The sequence below is a fragment of the Caballeronia catudaia genome, from assembly GCF_001544755.2.
Taxonomy (GTDB): domain Bacteria; phylum Pseudomonadota; class Gammaproteobacteria; order Burkholderiales; family Burkholderiaceae; genus Caballeronia; species Caballeronia catudaia.
On sequence record NZ_FCOF02000017.1, the window covers coordinates 14,819 to 35,114 of the forward strand.

The 20,296-nt window shown below is 60.7% G+C and carries 19 protein-coding genes; 9 read left to right on the forward strand and 10 right to left on the reverse strand.

Annotated features, from left to right (window positions below; translation table 11 throughout):
• Window positions 1-72: 72 nt before the first annotated feature.
• Window positions 73-276: a cold-shock protein gene (locus tag AWB75_RS19070; protein ID WP_007000074.1), complete on the reverse strand. Its 204-nt coding sequence runs from the start codon at window positions 274-276 to the stop codon at window positions 73-75.
• Between the two features lie 491 nt (window positions 277-767).
• On the opposite strand from AWB75_RS19070, the gene AWB75_RS19075 reads away from it, so the two are divergent.
• Window positions 768-2,318 carry an APC family permease gene (locus AWB75_RS19075; protein ID WP_087086690.1) on the forward strand — a complete coding sequence of 517 codons (1,551 nt, stop codon included), beginning with the start codon at window positions 768-770 and terminating at the stop codon, window positions 2,316-2,318.
• Between the two features lie 55 nt (window positions 2,319-2,373).
• Here the strand turns inward: AWB75_RS19075 and AWB75_RS19080 are convergent, their stop codons facing one another.
• The 7 genes from AWB75_RS19080 to AWB75_RS19110 all read right to left on the reverse strand — a co-directional run bounded on the left by AWB75_RS19080 (window position 2,374) and on the right by AWB75_RS19110 (window position 8,573).
• Window positions 2,374-3,159 carry a DODA-type extradiol aromatic ring-opening family dioxygenase gene (locus tag AWB75_RS19080; RefSeq protein ID WP_061125651.1) on the reverse strand — a complete coding sequence of 262 codons (786 nt, stop codon included), beginning with the start codon at window positions 3,157-3,159 and terminating at the stop codon, window positions 2,374-2,376.
• 98 nt (window positions 3,160-3,257) lie between these two features.
• Window positions 3,258-3,860 carry a UbiX family flavin prenyltransferase gene (locus AWB75_RS19085; RefSeq protein ID WP_061125652.1) on the reverse strand — a complete coding sequence of 201 codons (603 nt, stop codon included), beginning with the start codon at window positions 3,858-3,860 and terminating at the stop codon, window positions 3,258-3,260.
• A gap of 13 nt (window positions 3,861-3,873) precedes the next feature.
• Window positions 3,874-4,185 carry a Grx4 family monothiol glutaredoxin gene (gene grxD / locus AWB75_RS19090; RefSeq protein WP_035509911.1) on the reverse strand — a complete coding sequence of 104 codons (312 nt, stop codon included), beginning with the start codon at window positions 4,183-4,185 and terminating at the stop codon, window positions 3,874-3,876.
• A gap of 75 nt (window positions 4,186-4,260) precedes the next feature.
• Window positions 4,261-5,082 (reverse strand): peptide chain release factor N(5)-glutamine methyltransferase, encoded by an 822-nt coding sequence (gene prmC, locus AWB75_RS19095; RefSeq protein WP_061125653.1) that lies wholly within the window; start codon window positions 5,080-5,082, stop codon window positions 4,261-4,263.
• Window positions 5,079-6,161 carry a peptide chain release factor 1 gene (gene prfA / locus AWB75_RS19100; protein WP_061125654.1) on the reverse strand — a complete coding sequence of 361 codons (1,083 nt, stop codon included), beginning with the start codon at window positions 6,159-6,161 and terminating at the stop codon, window positions 5,079-5,081. Before prfA ends, prmC begins: the two co-directional genes overlap by 4 nt.
• Before the next feature lie 99 nt (window positions 6,162-6,260).
• Entirely contained in the window at window positions 6,261-7,556 is a 1,296-nt protein-coding gene (gene hemA / locus AWB75_RS19105; RefSeq protein ID WP_061125655.1) for a glutamyl-tRNA reductase, read from the reverse strand.
• Between the two features lie 198 nt (window positions 7,557-7,754).
• Window positions 7,755-8,573, reverse strand: a complete 819-nt coding sequence (locus tag AWB75_RS19110) for a glycosyltransferase family 2 protein (RefSeq protein ID WP_061125656.1) — start codon at window positions 8,571-8,573, stop codon at window positions 7,755-7,757.
• 389 nt (window positions 8,574-8,962) lie between these two features.
• Between AWB75_RS19110 and AWB75_RS19115 the strand changes: the two genes are divergently transcribed.
• The 3 genes from AWB75_RS19115 (at window position 8,963) to AWB75_RS19125 (ending at window position 11,800) form a co-directional block, all read left to right on the forward strand.
• A complete protein-coding gene (locus tag AWB75_RS19115; RefSeq protein WP_061125657.1) occupies window positions 8,963-9,235 on the forward strand; it encodes a hypothetical protein in 273 nt (90 codons plus the stop codon).
• A 126-nt stretch (window positions 9,236-9,361) separates the two neighbouring features.
• The gene (locus AWB75_RS19120) at window positions 9,362-11,149 is read left to right on the forward strand and encodes an aminopeptidase P family protein (RefSeq protein WP_407642152.1); all 1,788 of its coding nucleotides are present in this window, start codon (window positions 9,362-9,364) and stop codon (window positions 11,147-11,149) included.
• Window positions 11,150-11,176: 27 nt separating this feature from the next.
• Window positions 11,177-11,800: an HAD family hydrolase gene (locus tag AWB75_RS19125; protein ID WP_061125659.1), complete on the forward strand. Its 624-nt coding sequence runs from the start codon at window positions 11,177-11,179 to the stop codon at window positions 11,798-11,800.
• Between the two features lie 7 nt (window positions 11,801-11,807).
• Here the strand turns inward: AWB75_RS19125 and AWB75_RS19130 are convergent, their stop codons facing one another.
• A complete protein-coding gene (locus AWB75_RS19130; protein WP_061125660.1) occupies window positions 11,808-12,944 on the reverse strand; it encodes a DUF748 domain-containing protein in 1,137 nt (378 codons plus the stop codon).
• A gap of 119 nt (window positions 12,945-13,063) precedes the next feature.
• The gene (ettA, locus tag AWB75_RS19135; protein ID WP_061125661.1) at window positions 13,064-14,731 is read right to left on the reverse strand and encodes an energy-dependent translational throttle protein EttA; all 1,668 of its coding nucleotides are present in this window, start codon (window positions 14,729-14,731) and stop codon (window positions 13,064-13,066) included.
• A 300-nt stretch (window positions 14,732-15,031) separates the two neighbouring features.
• Here ettA and AWB75_RS19140 point away from each other — a divergent pair, with 300 nt between their 5' ends.
• From AWB75_RS19140 to AWB75_RS19160, 5 genes are all read left to right on the forward strand, one after another.
• Entirely contained in the window at window positions 15,032-15,964 is a 933-nt protein-coding gene (locus tag AWB75_RS19140; RefSeq protein ID WP_235012156.1) for a LysR substrate-binding domain-containing protein, read from the forward strand.
• A gap of 446 nt (window positions 15,965-16,410) precedes the next feature.
• The gene (locus tag AWB75_RS19145) at window positions 16,411-16,689 is read left to right on the forward strand and encodes a 2Fe-2S iron-sulfur cluster binding domain-containing protein (RefSeq protein WP_235012162.1); all 279 of its coding nucleotides are present in this window, start codon (window positions 16,411-16,413) and stop codon (window positions 16,687-16,689) included.
• A 99-nt stretch (window positions 16,690-16,788) separates the two neighbouring features.
• Window positions 16,789-17,541: a hypothetical protein gene (locus AWB75_RS19150; protein WP_061125745.1), complete on the forward strand. Its 753-nt coding sequence runs from the start codon at window positions 16,789-16,791 to the stop codon at window positions 17,539-17,541.
• On the forward strand, window positions 17,541-18,935 hold the full coding sequence (locus tag AWB75_RS19155) for an ATP-grasp domain-containing protein (RefSeq protein WP_235012157.1): 1,395 nt from the start codon (window positions 17,541-17,543) through the stop codon (window positions 18,933-18,935). Before AWB75_RS19150 ends, AWB75_RS19155 begins: the two co-directional genes overlap by 1 nt.
• On the forward strand, window positions 18,932-20,284 hold the full coding sequence (locus AWB75_RS19160) for an ATP-grasp domain-containing protein (protein ID WP_061125664.1): 1,353 nt from the start codon (window positions 18,932-18,934) through the stop codon (window positions 20,282-20,284). The genes AWB75_RS19155 and AWB75_RS19160 overlap by 4 nt, the downstream gene beginning before the upstream one ends.
• Window positions 20,285-20,296: the final 12 nt, after the last annotated feature.

Genomic DNA, 20,296 nt, shown 5'->3' on the forward strand with positions numbered 1-20,296 from the left:
CCCCGCGGCCCGAAAACAAAAACCCCGCCGAGGCGGGGTTTTCTCATACGAATTCTAGCGGTGCGCTGAAACTTAGACCGGCTTGATGTTCGCTGCTTGCTTGCCCTTGGGGCCCGTCTTCACTTCGTAGGAAACCTTTTGGTTTTCCTGAAGCGTCTTGAAGCCTTCGATGCGGATTTCCGAGAAGTGCGCGAACAGATCTTCGCCGCCGCCATCCGGAGTGATGAAGCCAAAGCCCTTTGCGTCATTGAACCACTTGACGGTACCGGTTTCCATGTTACTTGTTCCAAAAAAATGATGAATAAGGCCGAAGCCCAGGGGTGCGGAAAATCAAGGAAGGGGCAATGGGACCAACCGGAGTACCGTGATGGCGAACTCGAAAGAACCAATTCACTCGCCACTTGAAATCCTGCAAGAAGGTTTATACGGCGAAACAGTACCCCGGTCAATTAATTTCCGACAACTCTGAGGGGATTTTTTTGAGATGCGTAAGCAAAGATTACATATCTCGCGATCTGCGTTTGGATTTGCCTCAAAAAAGTGCCTTTCAGGATCATTTTCTTCCTCTTAAGCGCTGCATTCGAAAGGTGCAACCGTTACACTACGCGCCAACTCAAGGGTTGCACCGGCAACGCCGGATCGCCAGACAGGTTTTTGCTCGCTCGCCCGAGCGGCGGCGCTGGGGCTTCCGTTCCGGCGATGCGAGACATTTGGAGGAAAATGTGACAGAGAAGTCGATTCAACGAAGCATCGGTCCGTTGGCGCTGATGCTGACGGGCCTCGGGTCCATCATCGGATCGGGATGGCTGTTCGGGGCGTGGAAGGCGTCCCAGATTGCCGGGCCCGCCGCAATTTGCGCGTGGATCATCGGCGCCGTGGTCATCCTGGCCATCGCGCTGACCTATGCGGAACTCGGCGCGACATTCCCTGAATCGGGCGGCATGGTGCGCTACGCGCGCTACTCGCACGGCGCGCTGGTCGGATTCATCAGCGCGTGGGCGAACTGGATCGCGATCGTCTCCGTCATTCCGATCGAAGCGGAAGCGTCCATCCAGTACATGAGCACGTGGCCATACCAATGGGCGCACGAGTTGTTCGTCGGTCATACGCTGACGACCTCGGGCCTCCTGTTGTCGGCCTTGCTCGTCATCGTCTATTTCCTGCTGAATTATTGGGGCGTGAAGTTGTTCGCCCGCGCGAACTCGATCATCACGATCTTCAAGTTCCTGATTCCGGGCCTGACGATCGCCGGCCTCGTTTTTTCCGGCTTCCATACGGAGAACTTCGGCACGACGTCCAGCTTCGCGCCGTTCGGATGGTCCGCAGTGCTCACCGCCGTGGCGACGAGCGGCATCGTGTTCAGCTTCAACGGTTTCCAGAGCCCGGTGAACCTGGCGGGCGAGGCGCGTCATCCGTCGACGAGCATTCCGTTCGCCGTGATCGGCTCGATCCTGATCGCGCTCGTGATCTATGTGCTGCTTCAGGTCGCGTACATCGGCGCGGTGAATCCGGCGGACGTCACGAAGGGCTGGCAGCATTTCAATTTCGCGTCGCCGTTCGCGGAGCTCGCGATCGCACTCAATCTGAATTGGCTCGCGATCCTGCTCTACATCGACGCGTTCGTCAGCCCGAGCGGCACCGGCACGACTTACATGGCGACGACCACGCGCATGATCTACGCGATGGAGCGCAACAACACGATGCCCAGGATCTTCGGCAACGTGCATCCGTTCTACGGCGTGCCGCGTCAGGCGATGTGGTTCAACCTGATGGTTTCGTTCATCTTCCTGTTCTTCTTCCGCGGTTGGGGCACACTCGCGGCGGTCATTTCGGTGGCGACGGTCATCTCTTATCTGACCGGCCCGGTCAGCCTGATGGCGTTGCGCCGCGCCGCGCCGGATCTCGATCGTCCGGTCAGTATCCCGCTGATGGGCCTGGTCGCACCGTTCGCGTTCGTATGCGCATCGCTCGTGCTCTATTGGGCGAAGTGGCCGCTGACCGGCGAAATCATTCTGCTGATGGTCGTCGCGTTGCCGGTGTACTTCTACTTTCAGGGCAAGACCGGTTTCGCGGGTTGGGGGAAGGATCTGAAGGCGGCGTGGTGGCTCATCGCGTACTTGCCGTCGATGGCAGTGCTGTCGTTGATCGGCAGTCACGAATTCGGCGGCAACGGAATTCTGCCGTACGGCTGGGATATGGCCGCGGTCGCCGTGCTCGCGCTGATCTTCTACTACTGGGGTGTGCATACGGGCTATCGCACGACGTATCTCGACGAACGCGAAAGCCGCGACGACATCCTTCACGAAATCGGCGCCTGAGCGTTTCGTGTTCCGCGAGTGAAAACCGCCTGAGCGATCAGGCGGTTTTTTTTGTTTAGTCGTCCGCGAACACGTAGTTCGTCATCGCGAGCGCGCGCTGGAACGTGCCGAGCGACTGGATCGCAAGCCGGTAATCATCCGCCGCCGCGCCGAGCGCGCTGAAGACCGGCAACAAATGCTCGTCGGTGGGATGCATCAGCGCGGCATGTGGCGCGCGGGCGCGATAGTCGAGCAGCGCGTCGATGTCGCGTTCGGCCATGCGTCGCTCGAACCAGCCGGTGAACTCGTTTACGCGCGGATCGGCGTCTTCCGGGCGCGCGCTGAAATCGGCCATGCGCAAGTTGTGCGTGATCTGGCCCGAGCCGACGATCATCACGCCGTCATCGCGCAAATCACGCAGCGCCCGGCCAATGCGGAAATGATGCGCGGCGTCGAGACGTGGCTGAATCGAAAGCTGCGCAACCGGAATGTCCGCGTCGGGGAACATCAGCAGCATCGGCACCCACGCGCCGTGGTCGAGCCCGTGATCGGCCGTCGCGGCGGGAATGCCGTGAGCGCCGAGCAGCGCGGCGGCGCGCGTCGCGAGATCGGGCGCGCCGGGAGCCGGGTAGCGCAATTCGTAGAGCGCGCGCGGGAAGCCGTGGAAATCGTGAATCGTTTCCGGTCGTTCGGCCGTGCTCGCGACCGGCTGCGCCGTGCCCCAGTGCGCGGACAGCATCAGAATGGCGCGCGGACGCGGCAGGCTCTGTCCCAGCGACGCGAATTCAGCGGAGGGCATCGACGGGTCGATTGGCAGCGTCGGCGCGCCGTGGGAAATGAAAACGGTGGGCAGTCGGCTCATGGCGGCAAATTCCTGTGGGTATCTCTGCCATCCAATGTAGGGCCGCGAGGAGTGTTGATAAACGGCCGACGCGGCAACGAATTGTGTCGCGGGCGTTGTTAATCCGAATCTTCGCTGCGCAGTCCCCGCCACGGCAGAGCGACGGGCTGAGCAAGACCAAACAGGTCGATGACGCGCGCAACGGTGTGATCGACCATCTGGTCGATGCTTGCGGGCTTCTGATAGAACGCCGGCAGCGGCGGAAAGATCACGCCGCCCATTTCGGTGACGGCCGTCATGTTGCGCAGATGTGCGAGATTGAGCGGCGTTTCGCGCACCAGCAGCACGAGACGGCGGCGCTCTTTCAGCACGACGTCCGCGGCGCGGGTGATGAGATTGTCGGAAAGGCCGTGCGCGATGCTCGCGAGCGTGCGCATGGAGCAGGGCGCGATGACCATGCCGTCGGTCGCGAAAGAGCCCGATGCGATGCTCGCCCCGACATCGCGCACGCTATGGACGACATCGGCCAGCGCGTGGACGGTGGCTTTGTCGAGGTCGAGTTCGTGCTGGATATTGAGCCAGCCGGCGCTGGAGACGAGCAGATGCGTCTCCACGCCGCCCAGCCGGCGCAGCGTCTCGAGCAGACGCACGCCGTAGATGGCGCCCGTTGCACCGGTAATCGCGACGATGAGCTGTCGTTTTGCGGCAGCGGGCGCGCTCACTTGCGGATCAAACTCAGGCTGCGGCGAAGAGCTGTTGCAGTTCGCCCGACTGATACATCTCCATCATGATGTCCGAGCCGCCGATGAACTCGCCCTTCACGTAAAGCTGCGGAATGGTCGGCCAGTTGGAGAATTCCTTGATGCCCTGGCGGATCGCGTCGTCTTCGAGGACGTTCACGGTCATGATCTGATCGGCGCCGCACGCCTTGAGCACTTGAATCGCACGGCCGGAGAAGCCGCACATCGGGAATTGCGCCGTGCCCTTCATGAAGAGGACGACCGGGTTCTGATCGACGATCTGCTTGATGCGTTCTTGCGTATCCATGTCTTTCCTGCGCTTGAGATTTCGGTGAGAGTTCTTGAAATGATAGCGGATTTCGAATACGCGGGCGGGGGCGCCTCACGCGGTGAAAAGACCGCCCGAACAGCGTTCGATGCCGGCGAGATCGCGCACCGAACGGACATCGGTGAAGCCGCGCGCCTCGAGCAGGCCGCGCACGGCCCGGGCCTGATCGTAACCGTGCTCCAGCCACAACGCGCCGTTGCTCGCGAGCAGAAGCGGCGCAGTCTCGATGATCATGCGAATCGCCGATAGACCGTCGGCATCATCGGTGAGCGCGCCGCGCGGCTCGAAGCGCAAATCGCCCTGTTCGAGATGCGGATCGTCGCTCGCGATGTACGGCGGATTGCTGACGATCGCCTCGAAGCGCAGTGACGGCTCGATATTCGTGGTCCAGTCGCTCCGGATGAACGTGACTGCGTTTTCATCCAGAAGGCGCGTGGCGTTTCCTCGCGCGACTTGCAGGGCAGCGTCTGAGCGATCCACAGCCCACACGCGCGCGTCGGGCCGCGCATGCGCAATCGACACCGCGATTGCGCCCGTTCCCGTGCCGAGATCGAGCACGCGCGCGTTCGGCGTATCGGCGATGGCTTCGAGCGCGAGTTCCACCAGCAATTCGGTTTCGGGGCGCGGAATCAGCACGTCCGGCGTCACGTCGAAATCGAGGCCGAAGAATTCGCGCTTGCCGGTCAGTTGCGCGATCGGCTCGCCTGCCAGACGCCGCGCCGACAACGCTTCGAACCGCGCGACAGCGTCTTCCGCAAGCGGCAGAAGATCGCGCGTGATGAGTTCCGTGCGCCGCCAGCCGAGCACGTGCATCAACAGAATGCGCGCTTCGAGCTGCGGTAAAAAAGAAGTCCGCAATAACTCTGAAACCGTCACTCCGCTTCCCCGAGCGCCGCGAGCTGCTCTGCCTGATGCTCGGACACGAGCGCGCCGATGAGTTCGTCGATATCGCCGTCCATAATGTATTCGAGCTTGTACAGCGTCAGATTGATGCGGTGATCCGTCATGCGCCCTTGCGGGAAGTTGTATGTGCGGATGCGCTCCGAGCGGTCGCCCGAGCCGATCAGACTCTTGCGCGTCGCGGCTTCCTTCGCGTGCTGCTCGTGGTACTGCTTGTCCTTGATGCGCGCGGCGAGCACCTTCAGCGCGCGGTCCTTGTTCTTGTGCTGCGAGCGATCGTCCTGACATTCGACGACGATGCCCGTCGGCAAGTGTGTGACGCGCACGGCGGAATCCGTCTTGTTGATGTGCTGCCCGCCCGCGCCCGACGCCCGGAACGTGTCGATGCGCAAATCCGCCGGATTGATCACGACTTCGCTGATTTCATCGGCTTCCGGCATGACGGCGACCGTGCACGCGGACGTGTGGATGCGCCCCTGCGTTTCCGTCGCCGGGACGCGCTGCACGCGATGCCCGCCCGATTCGAACTTGAGCCGCGAGAACGCGCCTTGCCCCGCGATGCGGACGATCACTTCCTTGTAGCCGCCGAGGTCGGAGACGCTTTCCGACATCGTTTCGGCCGTCCAGCGATTGCGTTCCGCGTAACGCAGGTACATGCGCAACAGATCGCCCGCGAACAGCGCCGATTCGTCGCCGCCCGTGCCCGCGCGAATTTCGATGAAGATGTTGCGCTCGTCGTTCGGATCTTTCGGCAGCAGCATCGTCTGCAAGTCGGCTTCGATCTTCGCCATGCGCTCGCGCGCTTCGCCGATTTCCTCTTCGGCGAAATCGCGCATCGACGGATCGGCGAGCAGTTCCTGCGCGGTCGCTTCATCGGTGAGCGCCTGACGCCAGAGCACGTATTGATCGACGATCGGGCTGATTTCCGCGTGTTCGCGCGTGAGCTTCCGATATTGATCCATATCGGATGTCACGTCTTCGCGGCTCAACAAATCGTTGAGATCGACCTGCCGTTTTGCAAGCTGGTCGAGCTTGCTTTGCATGCTCGTTTTCATCGGGCGGAGATGGAGCTCGGTGCTCCTGAGAAACTGCGAATTCGGGGACGCCGCCGCGCTAGCGGCGCGTGGCATTGGAGAATAGCAAAGAGAAGGCCGCTAACGTTCCGACGAATCGGACGGCGTGCCGTGGCGGTAGAACCCGCTCATCAGGTCGATGAGTTGGCCGCGCTCTTCGCGCGTCGCGCGGTTGAGCGCGTGGGTCGGGCCGTGAATCAGCTTGTTGGTGAGCGATTGCGACAGCGCTTCCAGGACGGCTGCGGGATCGTCGCCGCGCGCGAGCAGCTTGCGCGCGCGCTCGACTTCGGCGCGGCGCAGCGCGTCCGCTTGCGTGTGCATATGGCGAATCACGGGCACGATGCTGCGCGAGTCGAGCCACTGCATGAAATTCGCGACGCGCGTCTCGATGATCGCCTCGGCCTGCGCGACCGCCGCCTGACGCGACGCATTGCCTTCGCGCACGATCGCGCCGAGGTCGTCGACGGTATAGAGGAACACGTCTTTCAGATCGCCGACTTCAGGCTCGATGTCGCGCGGCACGGCGAGATCGACCATGAAAATCGGCCGATGCCGGCGCGCGCGCACAGCACGCTCCACCGCGCCGAGGCCGATGATCGGCAGGGTCGACGCGGTGCAGGACACGATGATGTCGAACTCATGCATGCGCGCGGGCAGTTCCGAGAGCGGAATCGCGCGGCCATTGAAGCGCCCGGCGAGCTTCTCGCCACGCTCTGCGGTGCGGTTCGCGACAACCAGTTCACGCGGATTCTGCGCGGCGAAGTGCGTCGCGCAGAGCTCGATCATTTCGCCCGCGCCGATGAACAGCACGCGCTGGCTCGCGACGTCTTCGAAGATGCGCTGCGCTAGCCGCACGGCGGCAGCGGCCATCGACACGGATTGCGCGCCGATTTCGGTCGTCGTGCGCACTTCCTTGGCGACGGCGAACGTGCGCTGGAACAACTGGTTGAGATACGTGCCGAGCGCGCCGGCTTCGGAGGCCGTGCGCACGGCATCCTTCATTTGTCCGACGATTTGCGTCTCGCCGAGCACCATCGAATCCAGTCCCGACGCGACGCGGAACGCATGGCGCACGGCTTCCGACTGCGGCAACGCGTAGACGTGCGGCGCGAGCTCGGGAACAGGAATGTGGTGATACTTCGAAAGCCACTGGATTGCGGCTTCGCGGGCGGCGGAGTCGTCAGTGGCGCAATAGAGTTCGGTGCGATTGCAGGTCGAAAGGATCGCCGCCTCGGGCGAACCCTTCGCAAGCGGCCCCAGCCAGATGTCCTTCAGCGCGCCCAGGGCGGGCTTGATCTGCTCGAGCGGAAACGCCACGCGTTCGCGCAGGGCGACAGGCGCAGTGTGGTGATTGATTCCGATCGTGAGGAGCTGCATTGTTTGGATTGATGCTTTGGGCCTAAGCCGATGGCCTTTCAGATAGCCCAATATTATAGCCTTTTGCGTATTTCTTCATTTATAGGTGGCATTTGGGGTGCGAACGTCCCGTATCGAGGCCAGAAGCCGGTGCGCGCGGTCGTCGAAGCGGTGCGACGGACCATGACGTGTGCCGTGTGACAGAAGGCCGCGGCGCGCTCAGCCAAAATATTTCGACAGTTCGGCCGCGCGCGCTTCGAGTTCGTCGATCGGGATCTCGTTTGTGCGAAAGGCTCGTTGCCGGTTCTTCGCAATGTCTTCTTCGTCGAGGGATTGGTTGCGAGAAGCGGAGTCGTGATTCAGATGGAAGAGAGCCGCATGCGCGCCGGTAAAGGAATGCCAGCGAACACCGAGCCGTCCGGCGCGAATTAGCAGATCGTCGTCTTCGCCTCCCCACCCGATGAAAGCTGGGTCGAGTCCGCCGACGCGGATAAATTCCGCGCGCCTGAAAAGATTGATCGCGCCCGGGGTGTTGTCGTACAGCAAATTGATATCGGCGGGCAGCTCGCCATCGAGTACCGGCGCCAGTCGATCGAAATCGCCCGATTCGATGAACGACTTACGCGGATCGCCTGAAACATTCAGGACGCGCGTGAATGGACAGAGCACGTCGCTTTTATCTTCGTCCATGAGCGCATTGAGCGCGCCGCGGAAGTAGACTGGATTCGCGATCATATCGGCGTCGTGCATGCAGATAATCGGACTCTTCGTCATGAGTGCGCCGAGATTGACGAGCCGCGCTTTCGGAAATGGGCCGGTCTCGTGCAGGAACACATGCCTGATCTTCGGATCGCCGAATTCGTTCCAAATGAAAGTAGGCGCGGCGTCAGCCTCTATCAGCCAGACTTGGTAATCCGAATAGGTGCGATGCAGGTGTCGCAGGACGCCGCGCAGATTGTCTCGCCTCTCCTCACTGCTACCGCGATACGTAATGATCAACTCGAGGCCGCGCAGCGAAATCAGGTTGGTTTCTGTCATATGGAAAATGTATGCCTCGAAAACGCTAGTCCGCTTTCATAAGTAACGCGATTGACATGTTGAACCCGAATTCGAGGCCCAAGTTTATTTACGCCGCATTCATTGAAGATTCGAAATAAATGAGCGCGCCATTACGGGAAAAATCCTAACAGCCGAATCGATTCACACAAATCGGAAGAATCGCAGATCGATCTTAAACGGCTCCTTGCCGAAGGCAGTGCGCGTGAGCGGCACGAAAAGAACGAGTCTTGCCTTCCCCATATCCGGCCCCTAAACTCATCCGCTACGCTAAGCGCGCGCCTGCAACCATCCGGAATTGCCGAAGCCATGCCCGTCACCCGAAATCCTCCACGTCGCAAAAAACTCGATCCGATAGGGCGTGGCCGCTGATGGGCTGGATCGGGCTGATCTTCCTCGGCGCGGTCATCGGCGCGGCGGGCTGGTGGCTGCATCCGCTGCGGCGCGCGGGCCGTGTCGCACGCGGTCCGGCGGGCCGCATCTGGACGGCCGTCGCCGCTGGCATACTGGCGACGGTCGTCGCGCGCATGCTGGGCAATATCGTCGATGTTTATCACGACGGCGATACGCTCGAATGGCTGGCATGCTCGGTCTTCGCATTTCTGGTCGTGACGACGACGGTCAGCCTGGCGGCGCGCCGCTGATCTTTTTATCTGACGGGCGATGAGCAATCCTCGCCGCCCGCCGTGCTCTTCGCGCCCCACGCGGGCTTTCACGCAGGTGATTTCATGAACGATCGCATCGCAGATTCAGCCATTCCGGAGCCCGCCATGTTCGCGGGACGAGTCGAGTCGCTGCGCGGCCAGATGGCGCTCGAAAAGCTCGCCGCAGTGCTCATTCCGTCCGCGGACCCGCATCTTTCCGAATATCTGCCCGAGCGCTGGCAAGGACGCCAATGGCTTTCGGGCTTCACCGGCTCGGTCGGCACACTCGTGGTGACGGCGGATTTCGCGGGCGTCTGGGTCGACAGCCGCTACTGGACGCAGGCCGAGACGCAACTCGCGGGCACCGGCATCGAATTGATGAAGATGATGGGCGGCCAGCAGACCGCGCCGCATGTCGAATGGCTCGCGGAGAACGTCCCGGCGGGTGCGACCGTCGCGGTCGATGGCGCCGTGCTCGGCGTCGCGGCGGCGCGCGCATTGTCCGATGCGCTGACGGCGCGCGGCATCGTGTTGCGCACCGATCTCGATTTGCTCGATTCCGTGTGGCAAGCACGCCCCGGCTTGCCGGAAGCGCCCGTCTACGAACATGCCGCGCCGCACGCGAGCGTCGCACGCACGGCGAAGCTCGCGACAGTGCGCGAGGCGATGCGCGCAAAAGGCGCGCAATGGCACTTCGTGTCCACGCTCGACGATCTCGCATGGATCTTCAACCTGCGCGGCGGCGACGTGAGCTACAACCCGGTGTTCGTCGCGCATGCGCTCATCGGGATCAATGACGCGACCGTATTCGTCGCCGATGGCAAGGTTCCCGCTGCGCTCGTCGAATCGCTCGCGCGCGACGGCGTGCGCGTGGCCGCTTACGCCGGCGCGCCCGACGCGCTCGCGTCGCTGCCCGCGGGCGCCACGCTTCTGGTCGACCCGCGCCGCATCACGCACGGCCTGCTGGAGAGAGTGCCGGCGACGGTTGCGATTGTCGAGGCGGTGAATCCGTCGACGTTCGCGAAATCGCGCAAGACGGCGGCGGAAGCGGAGCACATTCGCGCGACGATGGAGCAGGACGGCGCCGCGCTCGCCGAATTCTTCGCGTGGTTCGAAGAGGCGCTCGGCCGCGAGCGCATCACCGAGCTCACGATCGACGAAAAGCTCACCGCCGCACGCGCGCGCCGGCCGGGCTTCGTCACGCTGAGCTTCGGCACGATCGCCGGTTTCAACGCCAACGGCGCGATGCCGCATTACCGCGCGACCGAGGCGTCGCATGCGGTGATCGAAGGCAATGGTTTGCTGCTGATCGATTCCGGTGGTCAATATCTGAGCGGCACGACGGACATCACGCGGGTCGTGCCCATCGGCACGATCACGGCCGAGCACAAGCGCGATTTCACGACGGTTTTGAAAGGCACGATCGCGCTGTCGCGTGCGCGCTTTCCGCGCGGCATCCGTTCGCCGATGCTCGATTCGATCGCCCGCGCGCCGATCTGGGAAGCGGGTGCGGACTACGGTCACGGCACCGGACACGGCGTCGGCTACTTCTTGAACGTGCACGAAGGGCCGCAGGTGATTTCGCACTACGCGCCCGCCGAACCCTGGACGGCGATGGAAGAGGGCATGATCACGTCGATCGAGCCGGGCATCTATCGGCCGGGCAAGTGGGGCATCCGCATCGAGAATCTCGTGATGAACCAGGCGGCCGGCAAGACCGAGTTCGGCGATTTTCTCGATTTCGAGACGCTGACGCTGTGCCCGATCGATACGCGCTGCATCGACTTGACGTTGTTGCGCGAGGACGACCGCGCGTGGCTCAACGCGTATCACGCGACGGTGCGCTCGCGCGTGTCGCCGCATGTGTCGGGCAAGGCGCTCGCGTGGCTCGAAGAACGGACGAAGGCGATCTGACACAAGGATGCAAAGGAGCGGCGGGCAATGACCATCAAGGCAGTCGTGTTCGATTTTGGCGGCGTGCTGATCGACTGGAATCGCGAATATCTTTACAAGCAGTTGATTCCGGAGGAGACCGAGCGCCGCTGGTTTCTCGATAACGTCTGCAAGATGGAATGGGTCGTGCAGCAGGACGGCGGGCAGACCATCGAGGAAGGCACCGCCGAACTGATCGCGCTTCATCCCGAGCACGAAGCGCTGATTCGCGCGTTCTATGCGCGCTGGCCGGAGATGGTGTCGGGCGTGCTGGAAGAGGGCGTTGCGCTCGTCGATCGGCTGGAGGCCGTGGGCGTGCCGCTCTTCGGCCTGACGAACTGGTCGGCGGAGACGTTTCCGTATGCGTGGGAACGCTTCGACGTGTTGCGCAAGTTCAGGGAGATCGTCGTGTCGGGGCGCGTCGGTCTCGTGAAGCCCGATCCGCAGATTTTCGGGCTGATGCGCACGGAAATCGAACGGCATCTGCCGGGCATTCGGCCGGACGAACTCATCTTTATCGACGACAACCTGAAGAACGCGCAGGCCGCGACCGCGCTCGGCTGGCACGGCGTTCACTACACCGGCGCGCTGGAAACCGAAGCTAAGCTGCGGGCACTGGCGCTGCCGATTTAGAGCAGCGCTACTGCCCGAGCAGGCTTTTCAGCGCGTTGCCGATTCCCCGCACGGTGTCACCCGCGCCGCGGGCGATGCCTTCCGCGCTGACGCCGAGCGCCTTCGCGAAGCCCGCCGCGAGCTTCTTCGAAAGGCTTTCGTTGAGCGAAAACTTCGGATCGCGCAGATCGCCGTCGAGCACGAAATCGAGCTTGATCTGCTCCTTGCGGTTGCTGAGCGCGGCGATCGCCGCCTTGGTCGGAATCGAGAGGAACGTGTCGAGCGGATTGCCGGTGTCGCTGATCTGCAGGTGATTCAGCGTGAGCGTGCCCGGCGCGTGGATGCGATAGCCCTTCACTGTAGCGTCGACGACCATGTCGATGGTGCCGCCCGTCACCGCCGCCTTCGCGCCGGCTTTCTTCAGCAGATACGGATCGAGTGTCGCGACATCGACATTGCGCAGCGTAGCCCGCGTCTGCGAATCCTTGTTCGCGATGATCATCCAGCCGCCCCACGTGACAGTGCCCGTATGCGACGGCCCTTTGATCGAGCCGGTCATCGCGAGTTCGGTGCGATCGGTGAGGGCGGGCAGGTGAATGTGTTCGACAGTGGCGCGCGCATCGCCGATCAGCACGCGATACGGCGGGTCCTGCACGGTGCTGTCGTAGAACTCCATCGAGCCGCGTTCGAACGACACGCGATCGATCAGCTTTTCCTCTCTCGCGTGCGCTTCTCGCTCGGTGCGCTCCTTGCTGTCGGTTTTGGCGTCGACTTCGCGCGCGGTTTCCTTGAGTCCCGGCAGGATGCGCACGCGGCCATCGGTCGAGCGGACGATCGACAGATAGTAGTTGTCGACGCTCACGCTGCGCAGATGAATCGGCTTCGCGATGAGCGAATGCATGTCGACATCGAGCACGATGCGCTCGGCGCGCATCGCATCGGCGGCGGGCCAGTCTTTCGGCCCGCGCAGCCGCACGCGCGAGAGCGTCACATGACCGAAGCCGACATCGATTTCCTCGACCGATCCGTTCGGTCCGAGCGTCTCGATGATGCGCTCTTTCATCTGATGCACGAAGAAGAGCCAGCCGCCCGTCGCCACGACGACGAGCGCCACGACGATCCCGATTGCCCAAAGCGCTCCCCGCCGCGCGCTCGATCCCGCCATCTGCGTGTGTCTCCTTATCGAAGTCCGCTCGAAAAAAAAGTGGCGACTGCGTCGTACACGGTCGCCACTTTTCTGCCTGATGTCGGTGCGCGCGCCCGCATAGGCTTTTACTTCAGAGGTTAGCGCGTGATCGGCTTGTAGCGCAGACGCTTGGGCTTCGCGGCTTCTTCGCCGAGACGCTTGCGCTTGTCGGCCTCGTATTCCTGATAGTTGCCGTCGAAGAACTCGACGTGCGAATCGCCTTCGAACGCGAGAATATGCGTCGCGATGCGGTCGAGGAACCAGCGATCGTGCGAGATCACCATGACCGAGCCGGCGAATTCGAGCAGCGCGTCTTCGAGCGCACGCAGCGTTTCGACGTCGAGATCGTTCGACGGCTCGTCGAGCAGCAACATATTGCCGCCCGCGATGAGCGTCTTCGCCAGATGCAGACGGCCGCGCTCGCCGCCCGACAGATTACCGACGAGCTTTTGCTGATCGCTGCCCTTGAAGTTGAATCGGCCGATATACGCGCGCGACGGCGTTTCGTATTTACCGACCGTGAGCACATCGGCGCCGCCGGAGATTTCCTCGAAGACGGTTTTTTCGGCGGCGAGCGCATCGCGGCTCTGATCGACGTACGCGAGCTTGACCGTCGGCCCCTTGATGATTTCGCCCGAATCCGGCTGCTCCTTGCCGGTCAGCATGCGGAACAGCGTGGACTTGCCCGCGCCGTTCGGCCCGATGATGCCGACGATCGCGCCCGCCGGAATCTTCATGTTCAGATTGTCGATGAGCAGACGATCGCCATATGCCTTGCTGACGTTCTTGAACTCGATGACTTCATTGCCGAGCCGGTCGCCGACCGGAATGAAGATTTCCTGCGTTTCGTTGCGCTTCTGGTATTCCTGGCTGTTGAGCTCTTCGAATCGCGCGATACGCGCCTTCGATTTCGCCTGACGGCCCTTCGGATTCTGGCGCACCCATTCGAGTTCTTTCTTGATGGCTTTCTGCCGCGCGGATTCGCTCGCTTCTTCCTGCTTCAGGCGGTCTTCCTTCTGGTCGAGCCAGCTCGAATAGTTGCCCTTCCACGGGATGCCGTGGCCGCGGTCGAGTTCGAGAATCCATTCGGCGGCGTTGTCGAGGAAGTAGCGATCGTGCGTCACCGCGACGACGGTGCCCGGATAGCGCGTCAGGAACTGTTCGAGCCATTCGACGGATTCGGCGTCGAGGTGATTGGTCGGCTCGTCGAGCAGCAGCATGTCGGGCTTTTGCAGCAGCAGCTTGCAGAGCGCGACGCGGCGTTTTTCGCCGCCCGACAGATGTTCGATTTTCGCGTCCCACGCGGGCAGGCGCAGCGCGTCCGCGGCGACTTCGAGCTGTTGCTCGGGGCTGCCGCCGTCGCTCGTCGCGAGGATGGCTTCGTACTTCGCCTGCTCGGCGGCGAGCTTGTCGAAGTCGGCGTCGGGTTCGGCGTAGGCGGCGTAGATTTCGTCGAGTTTCTTTTGCGCGAGGAAGACATCGCCGAGACCTTCTTCGACGGCTTCACGCACGGTCTGCTGCGGATCGAGCTGCGGTTCCTGCGGCAAGTAGCCGATGTTCAGGTTGGGCATCGGCGTGGCATCGCCTTCGATGTCCTTGTCGACGCCGGCCATGATTCGGATGAGCGTCGATTTGCCGGAACCGTTCAGGCCGAGCAGGCCGATCTTCGCGCCGGGGAAGAAGGAGAGGGAGATGTCTTTCAGGATCTGACGCTTCGGCGGGACGATCTTGCCGACGCGGTTCATGGTGAAGACGTATTGGGCCATGGAATTCGAATGGATACGTTGCGTGGAGGATAGAAGCGGCGCACTTGGCTCCGGCGGGCGCGGGAGCGTTTGACGCGCTCCCGATGCCACGAAAAATCAGCGAGGGCGAGAGCAGATTCGCCATTGTACTTCTCTCAGCCGTTCAGTCCGCGCCAGCCACCGTGACGATTCGATATGCGAACTGGGTGGTTTCCATGCGGATGGCGATAAAGCATTATATCGGCCGCGCCGCCCGCGCCGTCGCCGAAACGACTGTCATCGCTTTTGTAGCCGCCTTCTATGCCTCGCCTCGACGAACCCTTGACTCACGATCTGCCGCCGCTCCTAACACTACGCGTTTTCGAAGCAGTCGCGCGCCATTTGAGCTTTATTCGGGCAGCCGACGAACTTGCCGTTACACAAAGCGCGGTCAGCCATCAGATCCAGAAGCTCGAGCATCATCTCGGGGTACCGCTGTTCGTGCGTCGCACTCGCAGCATCGACCTGACGCCGGAAGGCGGTGCGTACTACGTGAAAGTGCGCCGAGCGCTCGAGTGTATCGCCGAGGGAACACGTGAAATACGCTACAGCAAGTCGAGAAACACGCCTTTAAAGGTAAGCCTGTTGTCGTCGTTCGCAACACACTGGCTGGCACCGCGTCTTGCAGAATTCAGCCTTGCGAATCCCGATGTTGAACTACAGTTGATGCCATCGATCGAATTGACCAGTGTCGGCGCGGGCGCCGCCCATCTCGCCATTCGCTATGGAGAAGGCGAGTGGGCTAATGTTAAGTCTTCGCTCTTGATGCGTGAGCGGTTGTCGCCTGTGTGCAGTTCGGGGTATCTGGCGAAGCACGGTCCTTTCGAAAGCGCAACAGATTTGTGCGATGGACCGCTTCTTATGTCATATGCACATCGGCATTTTGAATGGGAGGCGTGGAGCACCCGCCATCGATGCGATTTGTCGCGAATCCCGAAGATCATGTTGCACGACTACAACATTGTCCTCGAAGCGGCCGCAGCGGGACAAGGTATCGCAATGGGGAGACATCGATTGATCGAGAGGCGGTTGATCGAGAAGACACTTGTGGAGGCCGTTCCCAACTTTGCCTACGAAGGCTCAATCGGCTATTGGCTTGTCGCGCCCGACGGACCGATTGACCAGAGCGCGGGACGATTCGTCGATTGGATTCGGAGGGCAGGCGCTGCTCACGTACTCGCCTCGCTTGGCGATGGCATCGATGAGCAAAATTGATGCGTTGGATTCAAACATTTGATTTGTCGACGTATGTAGCGCTTCGTTAGGATTGTTGTTCTCTTCAGCGCGAGGCATTCATGGGCATACATCTCGTCCCGAGTCATTGCAACCGATGCGCGTCCTTTTGGCCGCGAGTGTGCCAATGCGCAGTTGTGAAGCGCTGAGCTGCTATCTGACGAAAGGCGTGCCGCGCAAATTCATGCAAGGCACGAGGCGGTTCGGCCCTTTGTGATCAAGGTGTGGATGCCTTTTGGGCCGTCGCACGTCGGCGTACTCGTGTCGTTCGATCTATGAGCGTGTGACGATATCGAAATCCGCCGAAGCTTGCTAATCCTAATTAGCAATCCTGAGGACAATTGCTTCGCTAACAGAAGCGGTCACCGAGCTGCAGCAGATTCCGGGATTCATTGTAGAGGCGATTTTTAATGTTCAAGCTGACGCTGATGCCCCAAAGCCTTGAGGTTCTCCTTCCCGCCAATAGTCCATTGACCGAGCTTGAATTCGAACTACATGGTCAAGAATCGATTCCGTTCGGTTGCCGCTCAGGCGCGTGTGGTGCTTGCATTATAGAGGTCGTGAGCGGTGCAGAGGCACTTGGCGCTCGCGCTCCGTCCGAGAGGGATTTTCTCGCGAGCCTTGGATTCGATGGGGGGCAATTTCGTCTCGCCTGTCAGTGCAGGCTCATGGGTGACGCTGTTGTGACGGCGATCGCCACGCCCTAATAAGAGAGCGAAAAAGAATTGAAACAAGAGGTTGATTCATGTCGATGGATAAAGCTCGGCGCTTCGACCGGCTTTTCATTGATCTTCTAGGAGGTGGAAGTGGTAAATCGCGTTAAGCATGTCGGGTTGGAACATAGAGTGCCGTTTTTGAATGCAGGGGCATCGGAGAGATTGCGCGCAGAGATCGATTTGCTCATCGATCGCCAGATCGATCACTGGTACGAGACGGTGCCTTACGCTTCGCACCTCGAGGGAAAGACCGTTGACTCAGAGTATTACCGGCGGCATCTGATCGAGACCGCATGGCGAATCCGCCTCTTGCGCGTCTCGGAATCAAAAGCACTCGCAGAAATCGCGAAGCGTAGCCCTGAGGCAGCACAGATCTGGGCTAACTACGAACGTGAGGAAATGCTGCACGACGAGCTGTTCATTCAGGATCTCGCTCGCGCGGGTGTCTCTCGGGAACAATTTCTCGCCACTGAGCCGTATCTGTCGACCAAACTGCTGACCGGGTTCTTTTCTTATCTTCTCGATCACGAAGGACCGCTTGGCGTCGTCGCCTATTCCTATCTCGTCGAATACGTGAACGTCAAGCTTGAGCCGAGAAAGCTTCATGCGTTGAAAGACTCCGTGGGCGAGGGCAACATCGCGGGGCAGATCTCACATTCTCATACCGATATCAACGATGACCACCCGGGCGAAGTATGGCAGGCACTTCGCCATCTGATTCGTGGCGACGACGATATTCAGAACCTGAAGCGTTACCTCGCCGAACATCAAGCAGTGCTGGCGATGTATTTCAAGGAACTCCACGACGACAAGATTACGAACCAGAAGATGAAGGCGGCCTGATGGATGGCGCGGCGATGAAAAATGATGGTGTGTTGCTCCTCAGCCATTGCGGTTATTCCTTCATAGAGGATCTCGTTGCCGCGCTCAATGCGCGCGGTCTGCGTAGTTTCGTGCTGTCGTCATCGCCGCTGTCCGTGCATCGGGAAAGGCGGCTCGACCAGTTGTCTCGCATGACTACGCGACTCATCGCGACCGAGTCACCTGAGTTGACTTCACAAGACGTAAGCGCGGCGCTGGATGAGTTACACGAAAAAGGTGAACGAGTGCTGGCTTGCATCTCGGTCTGGGAAGGCTATCGCGATCTGATGGGGCAAGCGAACGCGGAACTCGGCGTTGCCGACCTGGCTCCCATCGAGGTACTCGCGTTGCGAGACAAACTCGGATTGCGAAACAGACTCGCAAACGCAGGCCTATCGAGAGCGCGCGCGGTGGAACTGACTCGCGAGAACTTTGATGCGCTGAAGTCCGACGGAAGACACTATTTCGTGAAGCCGGTGTGTGGGATCGCTTCATATGGAGCCTTCTCATTGCGGAGCGAGTCCGAGTGGAGCGATATCGAGCGGATTTCAGATGAAGCGCGACGAGACGAAACGTATCGCTCCGCATTCGGAAAAAATTTGTCCTTCATGGCCGAAGATTATGTGCCCGGGCGCGAGTTCAGCTTCGAATTACTCGCCGTCGACGCACGATTGCATACCGTCGCGATCCACGAAAAATGCGAAATGACGGAAACAGCCGGAACCGTCCTCGAGGACTGCTGCGTGAGTCCGCCAATCTCCATCAACAGCGATGTATGCGCGGCGGGAATGAGGTGGGTATCTCAGTTGTTCGATGAGTTGGAACTCCGGTGGAGTTGCTTCCATCTCGAAGCCCGATATGACGGTTCGCAATGGGATCTCATCGAGATTAACCCACGCGTAGGCGGATGCCTCATCTCACCGAGCGTGAAAGCGCTCACTGGTGTGGCCAGCATGCTGGAGATGTGGCTTGATCTCTTGATGGCGGCCGCAGACAAAGTATCCCCGAGAGTCGCAGAGTTCGATCGAAAAATTGAGACCGTTTCCTATCGCGGCAACGGGGTTCCGTCGTCCGGCTTCGGAACTTTCTTTCGTGCTTATTTCGCGAGACCCGGCCATATAGATTTCATTGGTCTCCGAAGCGTCGAACCAGCTCCGATCGTGAGTCAGCTGTTTCTGAAGAAAGGAGACGACATTGAACAGGCTTCCAGGGAGGTGTTTCTCGGTCAACTTTTATGGCGTGTCCCCCGCCAACAATGCGAGAGCCAATTGCCTGATCTCATGCGTATTTCTGCTGAAGCCGTCGAAGTGCGCTACGCCGTAGACGCTCGATTGGCAGCCACCTCAACCAATGATGTTCTCGAGAGCATGCTATGAACGACTGTGGCGAAAAACTGTTGATCATCGACTACAACTTGTCGCGTGTCGAGGAGGTGGCGCATATGCGTGACTATGCTCGTCGTCGCTTCAACGTTGGGACCGTGCTGGTGCGCGGCAACCCTGGCGCGAAAGATGAGCGTTTGTGCGATCACCTCGTTGGGGTCGACCCTCTATCGCCCAGCTTCGTTGCCCAAGCTTATGATGCACTGGCTAACTGGCGCGACCACATTCGTGGCGGCATCGTGTTTTCCGACAACGCGGTTCAAAGCGGTGCTGCCTTACTCGAACGAATCGGATTGAAGGTTGATTCCTCGTCATTGGCTCTCGGCGCATTCAGCAAGTTCGAATACAGACACGCGGAGGCGCGTTGTCGGGACCTGCTCAAGTCCCAGCGCGTGATGACGCCCGACTGCACATTGATTCGATCTATGACGGACCTTAGGCAGTTTGCGAGCACGCATCCCGAGGGATTCGTCATCAAGCCGTCCTGTGAAGGCAATAACCGCGGGGTCGTGATGATGCGACCCGGGGACAGTCTGGAGGCGGCGCTGGAGGAACTCAGTCCTTATCTGGCGGCGGGCGTGATTTGCGAGCAAGTCATCCCGTACCAACGGGAATACTCGTTTGACGGACTAGGTGGACTGTCGTTCATCACCGAGAAAGTGAGTGTCTCCGGGCGATATCCCGTTGAAGTCGCTCAAGTTCTTCCCGCTCCGCTAGTGCATTCGGAGCAGGAAACGATACGGCGCGCGGGCGAGTGTGCCAATTGGCTAGTCGGTCAGCGTGACGGACCATTTCACAACGAAATCAAACTGAGCGACGACGGCAGGTATGCCGCTGTGGTCGAACCGAATCGGCGCCCTGCAGGAATGAAAATCTGGACGCTTGCTGCAACCGTCTACGGCGTCGACTTCTATCACCTCTGGATCGATTCCGTGTTAGGAGAGGGATCCATCCCTTCGACTCTGATGGCGAGTTGTCAAGCGGCGACGGTCATGCTGGGCGTAAAGCAAGACCGTTGGTTCGAAGCGCCTGACGTGACGAGGGGCAAAACGATGTTCCTGACCACGCTCAGTCGGACCGCAAAGCGTTTTGGTCTGCCGGAAGGCTCGCTGCGTTCGATCGACTTTTCGTGGATAGGCCCAGAGCACAGGTTTGTGCCGTCGGTGGCGCGCGACAACAGCGATTTCGTAGGCTGCGCGTGCGTGTCTCTTTACGATTCGAGTGTAAACATTGGCGATATCGTGGCTAGCGTGCGCGAATACTGGGCTGATGAACTGGAATCCGGCATGCCTGCAGATGCAGTAGCACGCGACGCCGAAGACCGTGCTCGTACGTTAGCCTGAATGGAGAGGCCG

Coding starts and splice junctions, on each gene's coding strand:
- AWB75_RS19070 (WP_007000074.1), bottom strand. CDS start 276: ATGGAAACCGGTACCGTCAAGTGGTTCAATGACGCAAAGGGCTTTGGC.
- AWB75_RS19075 (WP_087086690.1), top strand. CDS start 768: ATGCTGACGGGCCTCGGGTCCATCATCGGATCGGGATGGCTGTTCGGG.
- AWB75_RS19080 (WP_061125651.1), bottom strand. CDS start 3,159: ATGAGCCGACTGCCCACCGTTTTCATTTCCCACGGCGCGCCGACGCTG.
- grxD (WP_035509911.1), bottom strand. CDS start 4,185: ATGGATACGCAAGAACGCATCAAGCAGATCGTCGATCAGAACCCGGTC.
- prfA (WP_061125654.1), bottom strand. CDS start 6,161: ATGAAAACGAGCATGCAAAGCAAGCTCGACCAGCTTGCAAAACGGCAG.
- hemA (WP_061125655.1), bottom strand. CDS start 7,556: ATGCAGCTCCTCACGATCGGAATCAATCACCACACTGCGCCTGTCGCC.
- AWB75_RS19110 (WP_061125656.1), bottom strand. CDS start 8,573: ATGACAGAAACCAACCTGATTTCGCTGCGCGGCCTCGAGTTGATCATT.
- AWB75_RS19115 (WP_061125657.1), top strand. CDS start 8,963: ATGGGCTGGATCGGGCTGATCTTCCTCGGCGCGGTCATCGGCGCGGCG.
- AWB75_RS19120 (WP_407642152.1), top strand. CDS start 9,362: ATGTTCGCGGGACGAGTCGAGTCGCTGCGCGGCCAGATGGCGCTCGAA.
- AWB75_RS19125 (WP_061125659.1), top strand. CDS start 11,177: ATGACCATCAAGGCAGTCGTGTTCGATTTTGGCGGCGTGCTGATCGAC.
- AWB75_RS19130 (WP_061125660.1), bottom strand. CDS start 12,944: ATGGCGGGATCGAGCGCGCGGCGGGGAGCGCTTTGGGCAATCGGGATC.
- ettA (WP_061125661.1), bottom strand. CDS start 14,731: ATGGCCCAATACGTCTTCACCATGAACCGCGTCGGCAAGATCGTCCCG.
- AWB75_RS19145 (WP_235012162.1), top strand. CDS start 16,411: ATGCCCCAAAGCCTTGAGGTTCTCCTTCCCGCCAATAGTCCATTGACC.
- AWB75_RS19155 (WP_235012157.1), top strand. CDS start 17,541: ATGGATGGCGCGGCGATGAAAAATGATGGTGTGTTGCTCCTCAGCCAT.
- AWB75_RS19160 (WP_061125664.1), top strand. CDS start 18,932: ATGAACGACTGTGGCGAAAAACTGTTGATCATCGACTACAACTTGTCG.